The following is a 16,748-nucleotide window of genomic DNA, read 5'->3' as shown; positions in this document are numbered from 1 at the left end:
CCCGCCCGCGAGGAACCACGCCCCTCTTGAGCTGCGTGACCGCGGGTTTTTCGGCATGGTGTCACTTCACCCACCCCACATTCCACCGGAACTCCACGTCCCGAGCGGTGCCGCCGTGCCTCCGCCGCGCCGGACATCGATAGGCTGGGCGCGGACCGATGCAAGGAGGATCTAGGACGATGGCAGGCAACACGGAGCCGTTGTCGCCGCGGGCCAAGCTGGCCGTGACGGCGGGCAAGGCCGCTGCGGCGGTGTCGCGGGCAGCCGGGCGGGGCAGCGGATCGGTGATCGGCGGCCGGGTGGCGCTCAAGCTCGACCCCGACCTGCTCGGGCGGCTGGCACAGCACCTGGACGTGATCCTGGTGTCGGCGACGAACGGCAAGACGACCACGACCCGGCTGATCGCCGAGGCACTGCGGGCCGCCGGCCCGGTCGTGTCGAACGCGCTCGGCGCCAACATGCCCGCGGGCATCACCTCGGCCCTGGCCGGCGGCTCGGACGCGCAGTACGGCGTGATCGAGGTGGACGAGAAGTACCTCGCCGGGGTCGCCCGCGACACGACGCCCAAGGTGATCGCGCTGCTCAACCTCTCCCGCGACCAGTTGGACCGGGCCGCGGAGACCCGGATGCTCGCCGAGAAGTGGCGCGAGGGGCTGTCCGGCTCGAAGGCCGTGATCATCGCCAACGCCGACGACCCGCTGATCGTCTGGGCCGCTTCCTCCTCCCCCAACGTGGTGTGGGTCGCGGCCGGACAGGCGTGGAAGGACGACGCCTGGTCCTGCCCGTCCTGCGGCGGTGTGATGCAGCGCCCCGGCGACGACTGGTTCTGCGGCGAGTGCGGTTTCCGCCGCCCGCCCCCCAGCTGGGTGCTGCACGGTGACTACGTGCTGGACCCGCACGGCTCGGCCTGGCCGATCCACCTCCAGCTTCCCGGCCGCGCCAACAAGGCCAACGCCACCAGTTCGGCCGCCGTGGCAGCCGTCTTCGGAGTGCCGCCCCAGGTCGCCCTGGAGCGGATGTACCACGTGCAGGCCGTCGCCGGCCGCTACGACGTGGTCACCTTCCTCAACCGTGAGCTGCGTCTCCTGCTGGCGAAGAACCCGGCGGGCTGGCTGGAGACCTTCTCGCTGATCGATCCGCCGCCCACCCCGGTGATCCTCTCCGTCAACGCCCGCGGCGCCGACGGCACGGACACCTCCTGGCTGTGGGACGTCGACTACACCCAGCTCGCGGGTCACCCGATCTTCGTGCTCGGCGACCGCAAGCTGGACCTCGCGGTCCGGCTCGAAGTGGCCGGTCTCGACTTCCGGGTCTGCGAGAACCTCGACGAGGCCGTGCAGCAGGCACCTCCCGGCCGCATCGAGGTCATCGCCAACTACACCGCCTTCCAGGATCTGCGCCGTCGTGTCGGCAACTGACCCCGGCCCCGGCCCCCTCCGGAGAGGACGAAGCATGAGCAACAACAGCCTGCGGCTGGTGTGGGTCTACCCGGACCTGCTGAGCACCTACGGCGACCAGGGCAACGCTCTGGTGGTGGAGCGCAGGGCCCGTCAGCGCGGTCTCGACGTGTCGCGCGTCGACGTACGCAGCGACCAGCCGGTTCCCACGTCGGGCGACATCTACCTGATCGGCGGCGGTGAGGACCGTCCGCAGCGGCTCGCCGCGGAGCGGCTGCGCCGCGACGGCGGTCTGAGCCGGGCCGCGTCCAACGGCGCGATCATCTTCTCGGTCTGCGCCGGCTACCAGATCCTCGGCCACGAGTTCGTCAACGACCTGGGCGAGCGCGAGCAGGGCCTCGGACTGCTCGACGTGGTCTCCACCCGCGGCGAGGGCGACCGCTGCGTCGGCGACGTGCTCGGGGACATCGACCCACACCTCGGGCTGCCGCCGCTGACCGGTTTCGAGAACCACCAGGGCGTCACCCATCTCGGTCCGACGGCACGCCCGTTCGCCCGGGTGCAGTTCGGCCGGGGCAACGGCACCGGGGACGGCACGGAGGGCGCGTACAACGACACCGTCTTCGGTACGTACATGCACGGGCCCGTGATGGCGCGCAACCCGCTGATCGCCGACCTGCTGCTGAAGCTGGCGCTCGATGTGAACGCGCTGCCGCCGACCGACGACCGCTGGTACGAGGCGCTGCGCGCCGAGCGGATCGCGTCGGCGACACAGCCCGTCTGATGAGGCGAAATCCGCTCAGCTGAGCGGAGTCCAGCAGGCGGACGCCGGGTTCGGTCCCGCCACCCTGCGCCGGTAGGGTGGCGGGATTCCAGCCGGACGACGTGGTCCGGCCGTCGGTCCACGTTGCAAAGGTTTCCCGGGCAATGCGAATTGGTGTGCTCACCTCCGGCGGCGACTGCCCCGGCCTCAATGCGGTCATCCGTTCCGTCGTCCACCGCGCGGTGGTCGACCACGGTGACGAGGTCATCGGCTTCCACGACGGGTGGCGGGGCCTCCTGGAGTGCGACTACCGCAAGCTCGACCTCGACGCGGTCGGCGGCATCCTCGCCCGCGGCGGCACGATCCTCGGATCCTCCCGGGTCCAGCCCGCGCACCTGCGCGGTGGCGTGGAACAGGCCAGGGGCCACGTGGCCGACCTCGGCCTCGACGCGATCATCCCGATCGGCGGCGAGGGCACCCTCAAGGCGGCCAGCCTCCTGTCCGAGGCGGGGCTGCCGATCGTCGGCGTACCGAAGACCATCGACAACGACATCGCCTCCACCGACGTGACCTTCGGCTTCGACACCGCAGTGGGCGTGGCCACCGAGGCCCTCGACCGGCTGAAGACCACCGCCGAGTCCCACCAGCGGGTCATGATCGTCGAGGTCATGGGCCGTCACACCGGCTGGATCGCCCTGCACTCGGGCATGGCGGCCGGCGCGCACGCCATCGTCGTCCCCGAGCGGCCCTTCGACATCGACGAGCTGACCGAGCTGGTCGGCCGGCGCTTCTCGGCCGGCAAGAAGTTCGCGATCGTCGTGGTCGCCGAGGGCGCGAAGCCGCGGGCGGGCTCCATGGAGTTCGAGTCGGGCGTCAAGGACGTCTACGGTCACGAGCGCTTCGCGGGCGTGGCCACCCAGCTCTCCATCGAGCTGGAGCAGCGCCTCGGCAAGGAGGCCCGCCCGGTGATCCTCGGCCATGTGCAGCGCGGTGGGACGCCGACCGCGTACGACCGGGTCCTGGCGACCCGCTTCGGCTGGCACGCGGTGGAGGCGGCGCACCGCGGCGAGTTCGGCATGATGACGGCGCTGCGCGGCACGGACATCACCATGGTCCCGCTCGCGGACGCGGTGGAGACCCTGAAGACGGTCCCGGCCGAGCGGTACGCCGAGGCCGAGTGTGTGCTCTGAGCGGCACCACCACCTGAGGACTGCCCCCGGCCGCAACCGCGGCCGGGGGCAGTTCTACTCTGGTCGGGACAACCGGCACGAAACGGGGACGTCCCGGCGCCCCCATCAGGAGTGAACAGATGGATCACAGCGGGCACGGCATGAACATGGATCTGCCGCCGTTCACGCTGGGACGCGGGCTCCAGTTCTCCGCGGACCCGATCTTCCTGATCGGCTGCGTGCTCGCCGTGGTCCTTTACGGGTACGCGGTGCTGCGGCTGCGCAGGCGCGGGGACGGATGGCCGGTCAACCGGATCGTCTTCTTCGTCATCGGTGTGCTGAGCATCGCCCTGGTGATGTGTACCAAGCTCAACGACTACGGCATGGTCATGTTCAGCGTGCACATGGTGCAGCACATGGTGATCAGCATGCTGTCACCGATCCTGCTGCTGCTGGGCGCACCCATGACGCTCGCGCTGCGTGCGCTGCCGGTCGCGGCGCGTGGCCGGAAGGGGCCGCGTGAACTGCTGCTGATGCTGCTGCACAGCCGGTACATGAAGGTCATCACGCATCCGGTGTTCACGATCCCGCTCTTCATCGCCAGCCTGTACGGCCTGTACTTCACCCCGATCTTCGACTACCTGATGGGCTCGACGGCCGGGCACCTCGCGATGATGCTGCACTTCCTCGCGGTCGGCCTGGTCTTCTTCTGGCCGATCATGGGCATCGATCCGGGGCCGCACCGCCCGGGTTATCTGCTGCGGATGCTGGAGCTGTTCGCCGGGATGCCGTTCCACGCGTTCTTCGGCATCGCGCTCATGATGGCCTCCCAGCCCATGGTCGAGGTCTACAAGAACCCGTCGGCCTCCCTCGGCATCGACGCCCTGTCCGACCAGAACGCGGCGGGCGGGATCGCCTGGGCGTTCAGCGAGATCCCGTCGGTGCTGGTGCTGCTCGCCCTGGTTTTCCAGTGGTACCGCTCGGATCAGCGGACCGCGAAGCGCTCGGACCGCGCCGCGGACCGCGACGGGGACCAGGAGCTTCACGCGTACAACGCCTATCTCGCCTCGTTGCAGGCGCGCGGACAGTAGCGGTGGACATGCCTTCGGGGTGACGATGGCAGTCACGGCCGCGCGGCCGACGAGGAGCGTGCGCGCATGTCCGGATCCACGAAGACCATGGGAGTGCTCACCGTAGGAGCGCTGGTGACGGTCACCGGCTACACGGTGGCGCTGGGGAGCAACGGCTGGCTCTGGTTCGGCTGGGTGGTGCTGGGGCTGATAACGATCGGAATGGTGGCCACCCGCGAGACCTGAGCCGGGTGAGGCTCCGGCCCAGGCCGGCCCGGCGGGCTCAGAAGCGGAACACCGGGCCGGTGGCCGCGTCCAGCACGCACGCGTTGCGGAACGTGTGCTTCCAGTCGACGGCGCCGCCCCGGGCGGTGACGGTCACCGGGTCGTACGCGTAGGTGCACGGATGCGGATCACCGGCGAGGGCGTCGAAGTCACCGTCCGCCTCGTCGAGGGCCGCGCAGGCGCCGGCCGCGTCGGGGTGCCGGCCCTCGGGACCGGGCGGGCAGTTCAGGACGAGCCCGCGGATCCAGGTGTTCTCGCCGCCGGAGACGGTCAGGAGGATTCCCCGGTCCGGTGCCGGGGCTGCCACAGCGGGCACGGCCGCGCCGAGGGGCAGCAGGGCGGCGATGGCGAGGACGGCGCGCACACGCATGGCGGGGCTCCTGGGGTGAGCGTGAGGGGGTGACCGCGGCTTGCGGACCCGGCCAGATCATCCCGGCGCCGCTGCCGTGACAAGCCGCCGCGCCGCACGCACCGCCTCCCGGCGACCGGGTGGGCCCGGCCGGAGTACGGATGACCGGCCTCCGCCCGCCCGCACCGCCCGTACACGTCGCGTGGGCCTTCGCGTACACCTTCGCGTACGGGGAACGGCCCGCCCGGAGGTGCCTCGCGGGCCTCTCGCCCCTCATGCGCCGAAGCCAGCCGTCTGTCACTCTCCGTCGCAGCAGCCGAGCACGCGGTGGACGTGTATGAGGTGTCGGCCCCCCGACACAAACACTCTCCCTCGCCGTGCGTCGCCCCTCCGTCGCCGTGCGTCGCCACGTCTCCTGGCAGGCGCGTCTCCCCCGTTTACCGCTCACCTCACGGCACCGCCCTCCCCCGGTCCGCAGGCGTACCGCGGCGGCCTCCGGGGCAGTCCGGCGCCGACGCGCCCCCGTCGAGAGGCACACCCTCGGTCACCGAACGCATCTATCCAGAGCGTCACCACTCGCCCCCGTCGAAGGCTCCGCACAGCCGCCCGGACGCGAATGCGAACGCCGGCCGCCGGGTTCGACAGCCTCGTCCGGGAACCGTCAACCAAGCGCCATACAGGGCCCGTTCGACGTGTGGCCGAGTTAACGCGCTCTTAAGGCAGTTGTGATTTAAGTCTTGACAGGTGCCTATCACCACGCCACTTTGGGAGCGCTCCCACAATCAAGACTTGCACACTCCACTCCCCTCCCCTCTCCCCCAATGCCGGGTGACGAGACGGGCGGTTCGGGGCGCAGCCGCGCTCCCCGGCCCGTTCCGCGCTGCCCGGCAGAGGAAGGCGTTTGTCATGAGCTTGGTGAAGCGCTGCAGGCACAGCCGCACCGGAGGGCTCCCGGCTCTTCCGGCCGGCGCCCTCGCCCTCGCCACCACCCTGGTGGGCGGGCCTGCGGCCGCGGCCCAACAGGGCACTTTGCATGAACTCGCCGCCGCCCAGGGCAAGTACTTCGGCTCCGCCACCGACAATCCCGAACTGCCCGATGCCGCGTACGCGGCCACCCTGGGCTCCGAGTTCGGGCAGATCACCCCGGGCAACTCCATGAAGTGGGACACCACCGAGCCCGCCCAGGGCCGGTTCGACTTCGCCGAGGGGGACGTGGTCACCGACTTCGCGCGGCAGCACGGCCAGACCGTACGCGGCCACACCCTCGTCCGGCACAGCCAACTGCCCGGCTGGGTCGGCGCGCTGCCGTCGGCGCAGGTGGAGGCGGCGATGACGAACCACATCACCGAGGAGGTCACGCACTACCGCGGTGCGGTCACCGCCTGGGACGTGGTGAACGAACCGTTCAACGAGGACGGGACCTTCCGCACGAGTCCCTTCCACACCGCCATGGGCAGCGACTACATCGCCACCGCCCTGCGTGCCGCGCACGCCGCGGACCCGGACGCCCGGCTCTACCTCAACGACTACAACATCGAGGGGCTCGGCGCGAAGAGCGATGCGATGTACGACCTGGTGAGCGAGCTGATCGACGAGGGCGTACCGCTGGACGGCGTCGGGATGCAGGCGCACCTGGCCGTGCAGTACGGCTTCCCGTACAAAATGCGGGAGAACATGCGGAGGTTCGCCGGCCTCGGTCTCGATGTCGCCGTCACCGAGCTCGACGTGCGGATGCAACTGCCCGCCGAAGCGGCCAGGACGGCCACCCAGTCCTCCTACTACCAGCAGGTCGTCGAGGCCTGCCTGGCGGTCGAGCGCTGTGTGGGCATCACCGTGTGGGACTACACGGACAAGTACTCCTGGGTCCCGGGCACGTTCCCCGGTGAGGGTGCGGCGAATCTCTACGACGAGAACCTCGCGCCGAAGCCGGCTTACGAGGCGGTACGGGCCGCACTGGGCGGCGGGGACGACGGCGGCGGGGAGGGCGGCGACCCGGGCGCGCTGAAGGTGCTCTACCGCAACAGCGACGGCTCGGCCACCGACAACCAGATCAAGCCGGGCCTCCAACTCGTGAACACCGGTGGCACGGCGGTCAGCCTCGCGCCTGTGACGGTCCGGTACTGGTTCACGGGCGACAACGGGGCTTCCGCGTACAACAGTTGGTGCGACTGGTCCCCGATCGACTGCTCCACCGTGACCCACCGCGTCGTCGCCGCTGCCACCCCGGTGGCAGGCGCCGACCACTACCTCGAAGTGGGCTTCACCGGCGGCACTCTGGCGCCGGGCGCCTCCACGGGCGAGATCCAGCTGCGCCTGAACAAGGCGGACTGGTCGGACTTCGACGAGTCGGACGACTACAGCCACGACGACGCCACCTCGTACGCGGACGCCGCGAAGATCGCCGCTTACGTCGACGGCGAGCTCGCCCGGGGCATCGAGCCCTGACCGCCGGCGCACACCGCGTCCGCCTCTCCGCTCCTCCCCCGTCCCCACTTCACGTCCCTCCCCTCCGTCCCCTCCCTCCCCAACGACACCCGCCACTGGAGGATTTGTGTCGATATCACGTAGAACATTCAGCAGCGCCCTGGGCGGCAGCCTGCTCGCCATGGGCCTGGCACAGGGCACCGCCGTCGCCGGGACCGCCACCCCGGCGGCCGCCGGCGGTGCCCGCGCCACGGTGGCCGACGACCCCTATACCCAGGCTTTCCTGACCCAGTACGGGAAGATCAAGGCGGCGGCGAACGGCTACTTCAGCCCGGAGGGTCTCCCGTACCACTCGGTCGAGACCCTGATGGTCGAGGCGCCGGACCACGGCCACGAGACCACGTCGGAGGCCGTCAGCTTCTGGATGTGGCTGGAGGCGGCGTACGGGCGGGTGACCGGTGACTGGGCGCCGTTCAACGCGGCCTGGGCGGTGGCGGAGAAGACGATCATCCCGCAGCACGCCGACCAGCCGACCAGCGACGCGTACAACCCCGGGGCCCCCGCGACCTACGCACCCGAGCACCCGCTGCCGGACGACTACCCCTCCGCCCTCGACGGCACGGTCCCGGTCGGCACGGATCCGCTCGCCACCGAACTCGCCGCGTCCTACGGGACGATGGACGTCTACGGCATGCACTGGCTGATGGACCTGGACAACATCTACGGCTACGGCAACAAGCCGGGCACCGGCGGCGAGTCCGGTCCGGGCGCCGGCGCCTCCTACATCAACACCTACCAGCGCGGTGCGCAGGAGTCGGTGTGGGAGACGGTCCCGCAGCCCACCACCGACCTCTTCGGCTACGGCGGCCCCAACGGGTACCTGGATCTCTTCGTCGGTGACGCGAGCTACGCCGAGCAGTGGAAGTACACCAACGCGCCGGACGCCGACGCCCGCGCGGTGCAGGCCGCCTACTGGGCGCTGCGCTGGGCCTCGGACCAGGGCAAGGAGAGCGAGGTCGCCGCCTCGGTGGCGAAGGCCGCCAAGATGGGCGACTACCTGCGCTACGCCATGTTCGACAAGTACTTCAAGCGGATCGGTGACTGCACCGACCCGGGCTCCTGTCCCGCCGCATCGGGCCGGGACTCCCAGCACTACCTGCTGTCCTGGTACTACGCCTGGGGCGGCGCCGCCGCGGGCAGCGGCGGCGGCTGGGCGTGGCGCATCGGTGACGGCGCCTCCCACCAGGGATACCAGAACCCGCTCTCCGCCTGGGCGCTGTCCAACGTACCGGCGCTGACGCCCAGGTCGGCGACGGCCAGGGGCGACTGGTCCAAGAGCCTGACCCGGCAGCTGGAGTTCCTGACCTGGCTGCAGTCCAGCGAGGGCGCCTTCGCCGGCGGCTGCACCAACAGCTGGGAGGGCGCGTACGGCGAGCCGCCGGCCGGGACGCCCACGTTCTACGGCATGGCCTACGACTGGCAGCCGGTCTACCACGACCCGCCGAGCAACAACTGGTTCGGCTTCCAGGCGTGGGGCATGGAGCGTGTCGCCGCGTACTACTACGTCACCGGCAACGCGTCCGCGCAGGCGGTGCTCGCCAAGTGGGTCGCCTGGGCCTCCGGTGAGACGACGGTGGGCGCCGACGGCACGTTCCGGTTCCCCTCCACCCTGAGCTGGACGGGACAGCCCGACACCTGGGACGCGGCGTCCCCCGGGGACAACGCCGGCCTGCACGTCTCGGTCGTGGACTACGCCAACGACGTCGGCGTGGGCGCCGCGTACGTGAAGACGCTCACCTACTACGCCGCCAAGTCGGGTGACGAGGACGCCGCGGCGCTGGCCAAGGCGCTGCTGGACGCGATGGCGCTGAACACCACCGACAAGGGCATCTCGGTGCCGGAGACCAGGAAGGACTACAACCGGTTCAACGACGAGGTGTACATCCCGGCCGGGTGGTCGGGCACGATGCCGAACGGCGACACCGTCGAGCCGGGCGCGACCTTCATCGACATCCGCAGCTGGTACCGGGACGACCCGGACTGGCCGAAGGTACAGGCCTACCTGGACGGCGGCGCCGCCCCCTCCTTCACGTACCACCGCTTCTGGGCACAGGCGGCACTCGCACTGGCCTTCGCGATCTACGCGGAGCTGCTGGTGGAGGGCGGCGGGACCGGCGGGGACACCGAGGCGCCGACGGTGCCGGGCGGGCTCACCGTGACAGCGACGAGCAGCAGCAGCGTGTCGCTGTCCTGGTCGGCCGCCACCGACAACGTCGCGGTGACCGGCTACGACGTGTACCGCAACGGGGTGCTGGCGGGCAACGCGGCCACGCGTACGTTCACCGACACGGATCTCGCCCCGGCCACCGAGTACAGCTACGCCGTCGCTGCCCGGGACGCGGGCGGCAACACCTCGGCGCTGTCGGCCTCGGTCACCGCCACCACGGAGTCCGGCGGTTCCTCCGGCACCGGTGCGGTGAAGGTCCAGTACAAGAACGCCGACTCCTCCGCCACCGACAACCAGATCCGGATGGGCCTCCAGGTCCTGAACACGGGCAGCACCCCGGTCGACCTGTCCACGGTGACGGTCCGGTACTGGTTCTCCTCCGACGGCGGCGCGAGCACCTTCGGCACGTACTGCGACTACGCCGCGCTCGGCTCGGCGAACATCACCCACCAGGTGGTCGCCGCGGCCGGCCCGGGGACCGGCGCCGACCGGTATCTGGAGGTCGGCTTCACCGGTGGCGCGGGCACCCTGGCCGGGGGCGCCTCGACGGGCGAGCTCCAGCTGCGCCTCAACAAGAGCGACTGGTCGAACTTCGACGAGAGCGACGACTACAGCCGCGCCACCAACACCGTGTACGGCGACGCGTCGAAGGTCGCGGCGTACGTGGGCGGGACGCTTGCCTGGGGGATCGAGCCATGAGCGGCCACCGCGTCACAAGCACGGCGGCCGGACGCACCGGTCCCCGGTTCCCGGCTCTGACCGGGGCATTGGCAGCCTTCCTCCTCGCCGCGGCAGCGACGCTCACCGGCGCCTCCCCGGCCTCGGCGGCCCCGGTCACCGACTGCACTCCGTGGGGGACCACCGAACTCCGGGGCGGTGAGTACCTGTACCAGCAGAACGAGTGGAACTCCGAGACCGAGCAGTGCGTCGATGTGGACCCGGACACGGGAGCCTGGAGCGTCACCACGTCCTCGTTCTCGCTGCCGACGAACGGTGCGCCGGCCACGTATCCCTCCAGTTACAAGGGCTGCCACTGGGGTCTGTGCACGGCGGACAGCGGGCTGCCGCTGCGGGTCGACGAGCTGGGCAGCGTACGTACCGACTGGTCGACCACCCAGGTCGGCTCCGGCGCGTACAACGTGTCGATGGACCTCTGGTTCAACTCGGCGCCGGTAACCGACGACCAGCCGGACGGCACCGAGCTGATGATCTGGATGAACCGTCGCGGCGGAGTCCAGCCCATCGGGTCGCGCACCGCCACCGTCCAGCTCGACGGCCGGACCTGGGACGTGTGGACCGGGCCGGGCGCCTCGGGCTGGAAGGTGATCTCGTACGTGCTTCAGGACGGCGCCACCGAACTCACCGACTTCAGTGTGAAGGGCCTCATCGACGACGGTGTCGGCCGCGGCTCGATCAGCCCGGCCCACTACCTGATCGACGCGGAGGCCGGGTTCGAGATCTGGCAGGGCGGCCAGGGCCTGGGGATGAACGAGTTCTCCTTCGCCGCGAGCACGGAGCCGGAGAGCGGCGGGACGGCCGGCACGCTCAAGGCGCAGTACAAGAACAACGACGCGTCGCCCGGCGACAACCAGATCAGGCCCGGCCTCCAACTGGTGAACACCGGCACCACGCCCGTCGATCTGAGCAAGGTCTCCCTGCGCTACTGGTTCAGCGGTGAGTCCGGTGCGGCCTCGTACGGCACCGCGTGCGACTACGCGGTGATCGGCTGCGGCACCGTCACCCACCGGGTGCAGCCGGCCGAATCCCCCGGACCGGGCGCGGACCACTACCTGGAGGTCGGCTTCACCGGCGGCAGCCTGGCCGCGGGCGCGGCCACCGGTGAGATCCAGCTGCGGCTCAACAAGGCCGACTGGTCGGCCTTCGACGAGTCCGACGACTACAGCAGGACCGCCGGCACGGCCTTCGCCGACACCTCGAAGGTCGCCGTGTACGTCGACGGCGCCCTGGTCTCGGGCACCGCACCGTGACCGGCCGCTGAACCCGGCCACCCCACCGCACTCCCGATGGCGGGTCGCCCATCCGCCCCGCTGTACCCGCCATCGGGGCACCACCGACGACCTCACCGACGACCGCCGTCCCCGCCGACGGCGGCCGACGGGGCGGGCCCCGACCGGGCCCACCCCCGGCAACACCCCCACGAACCCGTCTGCGGGGAGCTTCCGCAGACGTACGAGAGGAGCACGGAGCCGCAATGAGAACCAGAGGCACCATCATGCACGGGCTACGCCGAAGACTGGCCGCACTCTCCGCCCTGGCCATGGGCGCGGCACTGGCGGTCGCCATCCCCACCCCCGCCTCGGCGGCGGCACGGGTGGACAACCCCTATGTGGGCGCCACGGCATACGTGAACCCCGACTGGTCCGCCAAGGCTGCGGCCGAACCGGGCGGCAGCTCCATCGCCGACGAACCGGGATTCGTCTGGATGGACCGCATCGCGGCCATCGAGGGCACGGCCGGGGCGAAGAGCCTGCGCGAGCACCTCGACACGGCACTGGACCAGGGCGCCAACCTGTTCCAGGTCGTCATCTACGACCTGCCGGGACGGGACTGCGCCGCGCTGGCGTCCAACGGTGAGCTCGGGCCCACCGAGCTGGACCGGTACAAGGACGAGTACATCGACCCGATCTCCGAGATCCTCGCCGACCCGGCGTACGCGAACCTGCGCATCGTCACCATCATCGAGCCCGACTCGCTGCCCAACCTGGTCACCAACGCCGGCGGATCCGAAGGCTCCACCGACGCCTGCGCGACCATGAAGGCGAACGGCAACTACGAGAAGGGTGTCGGCTACGCCCTGCACACCCTCGGTGCCATTCCCAACGTCTACAACTACGTCGACGCCGCCCACCACGGCTGGCTGGGCTGGGACTCCAACTTCGTCCCGGCGGCCCAGGAGTTCAAGAAGGCCGCCACGTCGGAGGGCGCCACGGTCGCCGACGTCACGGGCTTCATCGTGAACACGGCCAACTACTCGGCTCTCAAGGAGCCGAACTTCAAGGTCACCGACACGGTGAACGGCACCCAGGTCCGCCAGTCCAAGTGGATCGACTGGAACTACTACGTCGATGAGCTGTCGTTCGCCCAGGCGCTGCGCACCGAGCTGGTGAGCCAGGGCTTCGCCTCGAACATCGGCATGCTGATCGACACGGCCCGCAACGGCTGGGGCGGCAGCGACCGGCCCGCCGGCCCCGGGCCGCAGACCAGTGTGGACGCCTATGTCAACGGCGGCCGGGTCGACCGGCGCATCCACGCGGGCAACTGGTGCAACCAGACCGGTGCCGGCATCGGCGAGCGTCCCACCACCGCCCCCGAGCCCGGCATCGACGCGTACGTCTGGGCCAAGCCCCCGGGCGAGTCGGACGGCAACAGCGCCCCCGTCGACAACGACGAGGGCAAGGGCTTCGACCGGATGTGCGACCCCACGTACACCGGTAACGGCCGCAACGGCAACAGCCTGACCGGTGCCCTGCCGAACTCCCCGCTCGCGGGTCACTGGTTCTCCGCGCAGTTCCAGGAGCTCATCCGCAACGCCTACCCGGCGCTCGACGGCAGCAGCGGCGGTGGCAATGACACCCAGGCGCCGACCGCGCCCACCGGAGTGACCGTCACGGCGAAGACCAGCGGCAGTGTCTCGCTGTCCTGGACCGCGTCGACCGACAACACCGGCGTGACCGGCTACGACGTGTTCCGCGGCGGGGTGAAGGCGGGCTCCACCACCACGACCTCGTACACGGACACCGGTCTGACCGCCGAGACCGCCTACAGCTACACGGTCAAGGCCAAGGACGCGGCCGGCAATGTGTCGGCGGCCTCCGCCGCGGTCTCCGCCACCACGTCGGCGGGCGGCGGCACCGGGACGGGCACGCTGAAGGTCCAGTACAAGAACACCGACTCCTCCGCCACCGACAACCAGATCCGGATGGGTCTGCAACTGGTCAACACCGGCAGCACCTCGGTGGACCTGTCCACGGTGAAGGTGCGGTACTGGTTCACCCCCGAGGCCGGCGCGTCCACCTTCGGCACCGCGTGCGACTACGCGGTGATCGGCTGCGGAAACCTGACCCACGGTGTGCAGTCCTCCGGCAGCTCCGCGGCCGGTGCCAGCCACTACCTGGAGGTCGGCTTCGGCAGCGGCACGCTCGCCGCGGGCGCCTCCACGGGTGAGATGCAGCTGCGGCTGAACAAGAGCGACTGGTCCAACTTCGACGAGACGGACGACTACAGCCGTTCGACGGCCACGAGCTACGCCGACGCGTCGAAGATCGGCGTCTACGTGACCGGCGCGCTCGCCTGGGGCACCGCGCCCTGACCTTCCCGACCGCCCGGGAAACCGACCGGTCATCCCCTGGCACCGCCCCCTGCCGGACATCCGGCAGGGGGCGGTGCCGCGCCCGCGATACGAACGACCGGGGCCGGTGAAGCACCGGCACGGCGCCCCAACGCCCCGCACCCGGCTGCGGTTCCGTCGCCGCCGAATGGCACACTCCCCCCATGGACACCGCACCGGAGACGACAGGCCATCGGGGGGCGGCCGCATGGACCGTAGCCCTCGCGGTACTCGGAGCATTCACCGGCTTGGTCTGGGACGGACCGTTCCTCGCCGTCACCTGCGGCCTCTCGCTGGGAGGCGGCGCGGCCCTGGGCACGGTCCTCTCACGCCGCCGGATGATCACGACCATCCAGGAGGACCGGGGGAAGGCCGTCGCGCTCGGGTACGCCGACGGGATCGGGGAGATGGTGGTGCTGGGGATATCCGCCTACGGAGTCTCCGTGTTCCCGCTCTCCGGCCCCGACGCGGTGCACCCCGCCGAGCGCACGGCGCGCCGCCAGGCCGCCTACCGGCTCACCGCCGCAGACGACCTCCCGCACCACATCCGCGAGGCCGCGGCCGCCGCGCTCGAAGCGATCGACGAGGAGCGGGACGTGGAGGCCCGGTCCGCCATCGAGGACCTCATGAAGGCCGTCCACGAACAGCGCCGCGCCGTCTGACCCCCGGTACGGAGGGGAGCGCGTCGGTGAGCCCGCTGTCCGGGGTCACGACCGCGACTACGCCGGCCGGGGAGAGGCGGCACAGGGGCGGCATCGACCCGCCCGATGACGGGGGGGGACGGGACGGCGGCTGCACATAAGGTGGCCTCTGCTGAGGTCTCCACCGACCTGGCAGAACGCAGCTGTGGAGCCGATCCGGCCGAACTGGGAGCCGCCCCGTGTTCTATTACCTGCTCAAGTACGTCGTCCTGGGGCCGCTGCTGCGGTTGTTCTTCCGCCCGGTCATCGAGGGCACGGAGCACATTCCGGTGGACGGTGCGGCGATCGTCGCCGGCAATCATCTGTCGTTCTCCGACCACTTCCTGATGCCCGCGATCATCAAACGGCGCATCACCTTCCTCGCGAAGGCGGAGTACTTCACCGGTCCCGGTGTGAAGGGCCGGCTGACCGCCGCGTTCTTCCGCAGTGCCGGCCAGATCCCGGTGGACCGGTCCGGCAAGGAGGCCGGGCAGGCGGCGATCCGCGAGGGGCTCGGGGTGCTGAGCAGGGGTGAGCTGCTGGGCATCTATCCGGAGGGCACCCGTTCGCACGACGGGCGGCTCTACAAGGGCAAGGTCGGGGTCGCGGTCATGGCGATCAGGGCACAGGTGCCGGTGGTGCCGTGCGCCATAGTCGGCACGTTCGAGATCCAGCCTCCCGGCAAGGTCCTGCCGCGCATCAAACAGGTCACCATCCGCTTCGGCCGGCCGCTGGACTTCTCCCGCTACGCCGGTCTGGAGAACGAGAAGGCGGCGGTCCGGGCGGTCACCGACGAGATCATGTACGCGATCCTGGGCCTCTCCGGCCAGGAGTACGTCGACGAGTACGCGGCCAAGGTGAAGGCCGCCGAACAGGCGGAACGCCCGGGAAAGTTCCCGAAACTGCGACGCTGAGGGCGGATTCGCGGTCCGTGAACCCCACTGGTCCGGGCTCCGTACTCGCCCTAGCGTGCGGTGCATGGGCAAAGGACAGGCATGGGTGCTCGGAGCGACGGGCCAGATCGGGCGGGCCGCGGTGCGCTCGCTCGTCGAGGACGGCTGGACGGTGACCGCGGCCTCGCGCGGTGGCGGCCGTGACGACCGCTGGGACGAGGGGGTACGCACGGCGGCACTGGACCGCGACGAGGAGGGCGCGCTCGCGGCGGCGCTCGGCGACGGCTGCGACGTACTGGTCGACATGGTGGCGTACGGGGGGCAGCACGCCCGGCAGCTGACGGACCTCGCGGACCGGATCGGGTCGGCCGTGGTCGTCTCCAGCGGTGCGGTGTACGAGGACGACCGCGGCCGCAGTTTCGATACGCAGGGCGAACCCGACGGGTCGCCGTGCTACCCGGTGCCGCTCCCGGAGTCGCAGCCCACCGTCCCGCCGGGCGAGGCCACGTACGGGACGCGGAAGATCCGGCTGGAACAGGATCTCCTCGCGGCGGGGGACACGCTGCCCGTCACGCTGTTGCGAGCGGGTGCCGTTCACGGTCCGTACTGCCGCTCACCGCGCGAGCTCTACTTCGTGAAACGCGCTCTGGACGGCCGCGCCCGCCGCGTGCTGGCGTACGGGGGAAAGTCGCGCTTCCATCCGCTTCATGCCGCCAACGCCGCCGAACTGATCCGGCTGGCCGCCCTGCGGCCCGGCTCCCGGGTGCTCAACGCCGCCGATCCGCAGGCGCCGACCGTCGCGGAGATCGGCGAGGCGGTCGACGCGGTGCTGGGGCGGGAGACCGAGACCGTACTGATGCCGGGCCCCGCCGCGACCGACGGCGTCGGCCTGTCGCCCTGGGGCGCCCCGCATCCCATCGTGTACGACATGACGGCCGCCGAACGCGAGCTCGGCTACCGGCCGGTGACGGGCTATGCCGAGTCGCTCCCGGAGTCCGTCGAGTGGATCACCGCGCACCTGGCGGGACGCGACTGGACGGACGCCTATCCCGCCATGGTGCGGGCGTACGGCACGGGGCTCTTCGACTACACGGCGGAGGACGCCTGGCTGGAGCGGTACGACCGGACGGGGTGAGCGGGGTG

The 16,748-nt window shown here is 70.7% G+C and carries 12 protein-coding genes and 2 pseudogenes; 13 read left to right on the top strand and 1 reads right to left on the bottom strand.

Annotation, left to right across the window (positions count from 1 at the left end; translation table 11 throughout):
• The first annotated feature begins 179 nt into the window (after nt 1–179).
• The 5 genes from AB0I52_RS15780 to AB0I52_RS15760 all read left to right on the top strand — a co-directional run bounded on the left by AB0I52_RS15780 (nt 180) and on the right by AB0I52_RS15760 (nt 4,645).
• Nucleotides 180–1,418 carry a MurT ligase domain-containing protein gene (locus AB0I52_RS15780; RefSeq protein ID WP_073736190.1) on the top strand — a complete coding sequence of 413 codons (1,239 nt, stop codon included), beginning with the start codon at nt 180–182 and terminating at the stop codon, nt 1,416–1,418.
• Between the two features lie 34 nt (nt 1,419–1,452).
• The gene (locus AB0I52_RS15775; protein ID WP_024493336.1) at nt 1,453–2,181 is read left to right on the top strand and encodes a glutamine amidotransferase; all 729 of its coding nucleotides are present in this window, start codon (nt 1,453–1,455) and stop codon (nt 2,179–2,181) included.
• Between the two features lie 143 nt (nt 2,182–2,324).
• Nucleotides 2,325–3,350, top strand: coding sequence for a 6-phosphofructokinase (locus AB0I52_RS15770; RefSeq protein ID WP_123467798.1), 1,026 nt, complete (start codon nt 2,325–2,327; stop codon nt 3,348–3,350).
• A gap of 119 nt (nt 3,351–3,469) precedes the next feature.
• Entirely contained in the window at nt 3,470–4,420 is a 951-nt protein-coding gene (locus AB0I52_RS15765) for a cytochrome c oxidase assembly protein (RefSeq protein ID WP_363072812.1), read from the top strand.
• Between the two features lie 66 nt (nt 4,421–4,486).
• Complete coding sequence (locus AB0I52_RS15760; protein WP_037778359.1) at nt 4,487–4,645, top strand: hypothetical protein; 159 nt, start codon at nt 4,487–4,489, stop codon at nt 4,643–4,645.
• Between the two features lie 37 nt (nt 4,646–4,682).
• Here AB0I52_RS15760 and AB0I52_RS15755 read toward each other — a convergent pair whose 3' ends face one another.
• Nucleotides 4,683–5,054, bottom strand: coding sequence for an SSI family serine proteinase inhibitor (locus AB0I52_RS15755; protein WP_363072809.1), 372 nt, complete (start codon nt 5,052–5,054; stop codon nt 4,683–4,685).
• A gap of 885 nt (nt 5,055–5,939) precedes the next feature.
• Here AB0I52_RS15755 and AB0I52_RS15750 point away from each other — a divergent pair.
• From AB0I52_RS15750 to AB0I52_RS15715, 8 genes and pseudogenes are all read left to right on the top strand, one after another.
• A complete protein-coding gene (locus tag AB0I52_RS15750; RefSeq protein ID WP_363072807.1) occupies nt 5,940–7,478 on the top strand; it encodes an endo-1,4-beta-xylanase in 1,539 nt (512 codons plus the stop codon).
• 151 nt (nt 7,479–7,629) lie between these two features.
• On the top strand, nt 7,630–10,383 hold the full coding sequence (locus tag AB0I52_RS15745) for a glycoside hydrolase family 48 protein (RefSeq protein WP_363072969.1): 2,754 nt from the start codon (nt 7,630–7,632) through the stop codon (nt 10,381–10,383).
• Nucleotides 10,380–11,123, top strand: a pseudogene (locus AB0I52_RS15740) (hypothetical protein); the annotation flags it as partial. The gene AB0I52_RS15745 and the pseudogene AB0I52_RS15740, both read left to right, overlap by 4 nt.
• 84 nt (nt 11,124–11,207) lie before the next feature.
• Nucleotides 11,208–11,672, top strand: a pseudogene (locus AB0I52_RS15735) (cellulose binding domain-containing protein); the annotation flags it as partial.
• Between the two features lie 224 nt (nt 11,673–11,896).
• Nucleotides 11,897–14,014 carry a glycoside hydrolase family 6 protein gene (locus AB0I52_RS15730; protein ID WP_363072805.1) on the top strand — a complete coding sequence of 706 codons (2,118 nt, stop codon included), beginning with the start codon at nt 11,897–11,899 and terminating at the stop codon, nt 14,012–14,014.
• Nucleotides 14,015–14,196: 182 nt separating this feature from the next.
• Nucleotides 14,197–14,694: a hypothetical protein gene (locus AB0I52_RS15725; RefSeq protein WP_363072803.1), complete on the top strand. Its 498-nt coding sequence runs from the start codon at nt 14,197–14,199 to the stop codon at nt 14,692–14,694.
• Nucleotides 14,695–14,912: 218 nt separating this feature from the next.
• Entirely contained in the window at nt 14,913–15,626 is a 714-nt protein-coding gene (locus AB0I52_RS15720) for a lysophospholipid acyltransferase family protein (protein WP_363072801.1), read from the top strand.
• Nucleotides 15,627–15,690: 64 nt separating this feature from the next.
• A complete protein-coding gene (locus AB0I52_RS15715; RefSeq protein WP_363072799.1) occupies nt 15,691–16,740 on the top strand; it encodes an NAD-dependent epimerase/dehydratase family protein in 1,050 nt (349 codons plus the stop codon).
• Nucleotides 16,741–16,748: the final 8 nt, after the last annotated feature.

The organism is Streptomyces sp. NPDC050423, assembly GCF_040655445.1.
Classification (GTDB): Bacteria; Actinomycetota; Actinomycetes; order Streptomycetales; family Streptomycetaceae; genus Streptomyces.
This window is presented reverse-complemented; position numbering and strand designations above follow the sequence as displayed.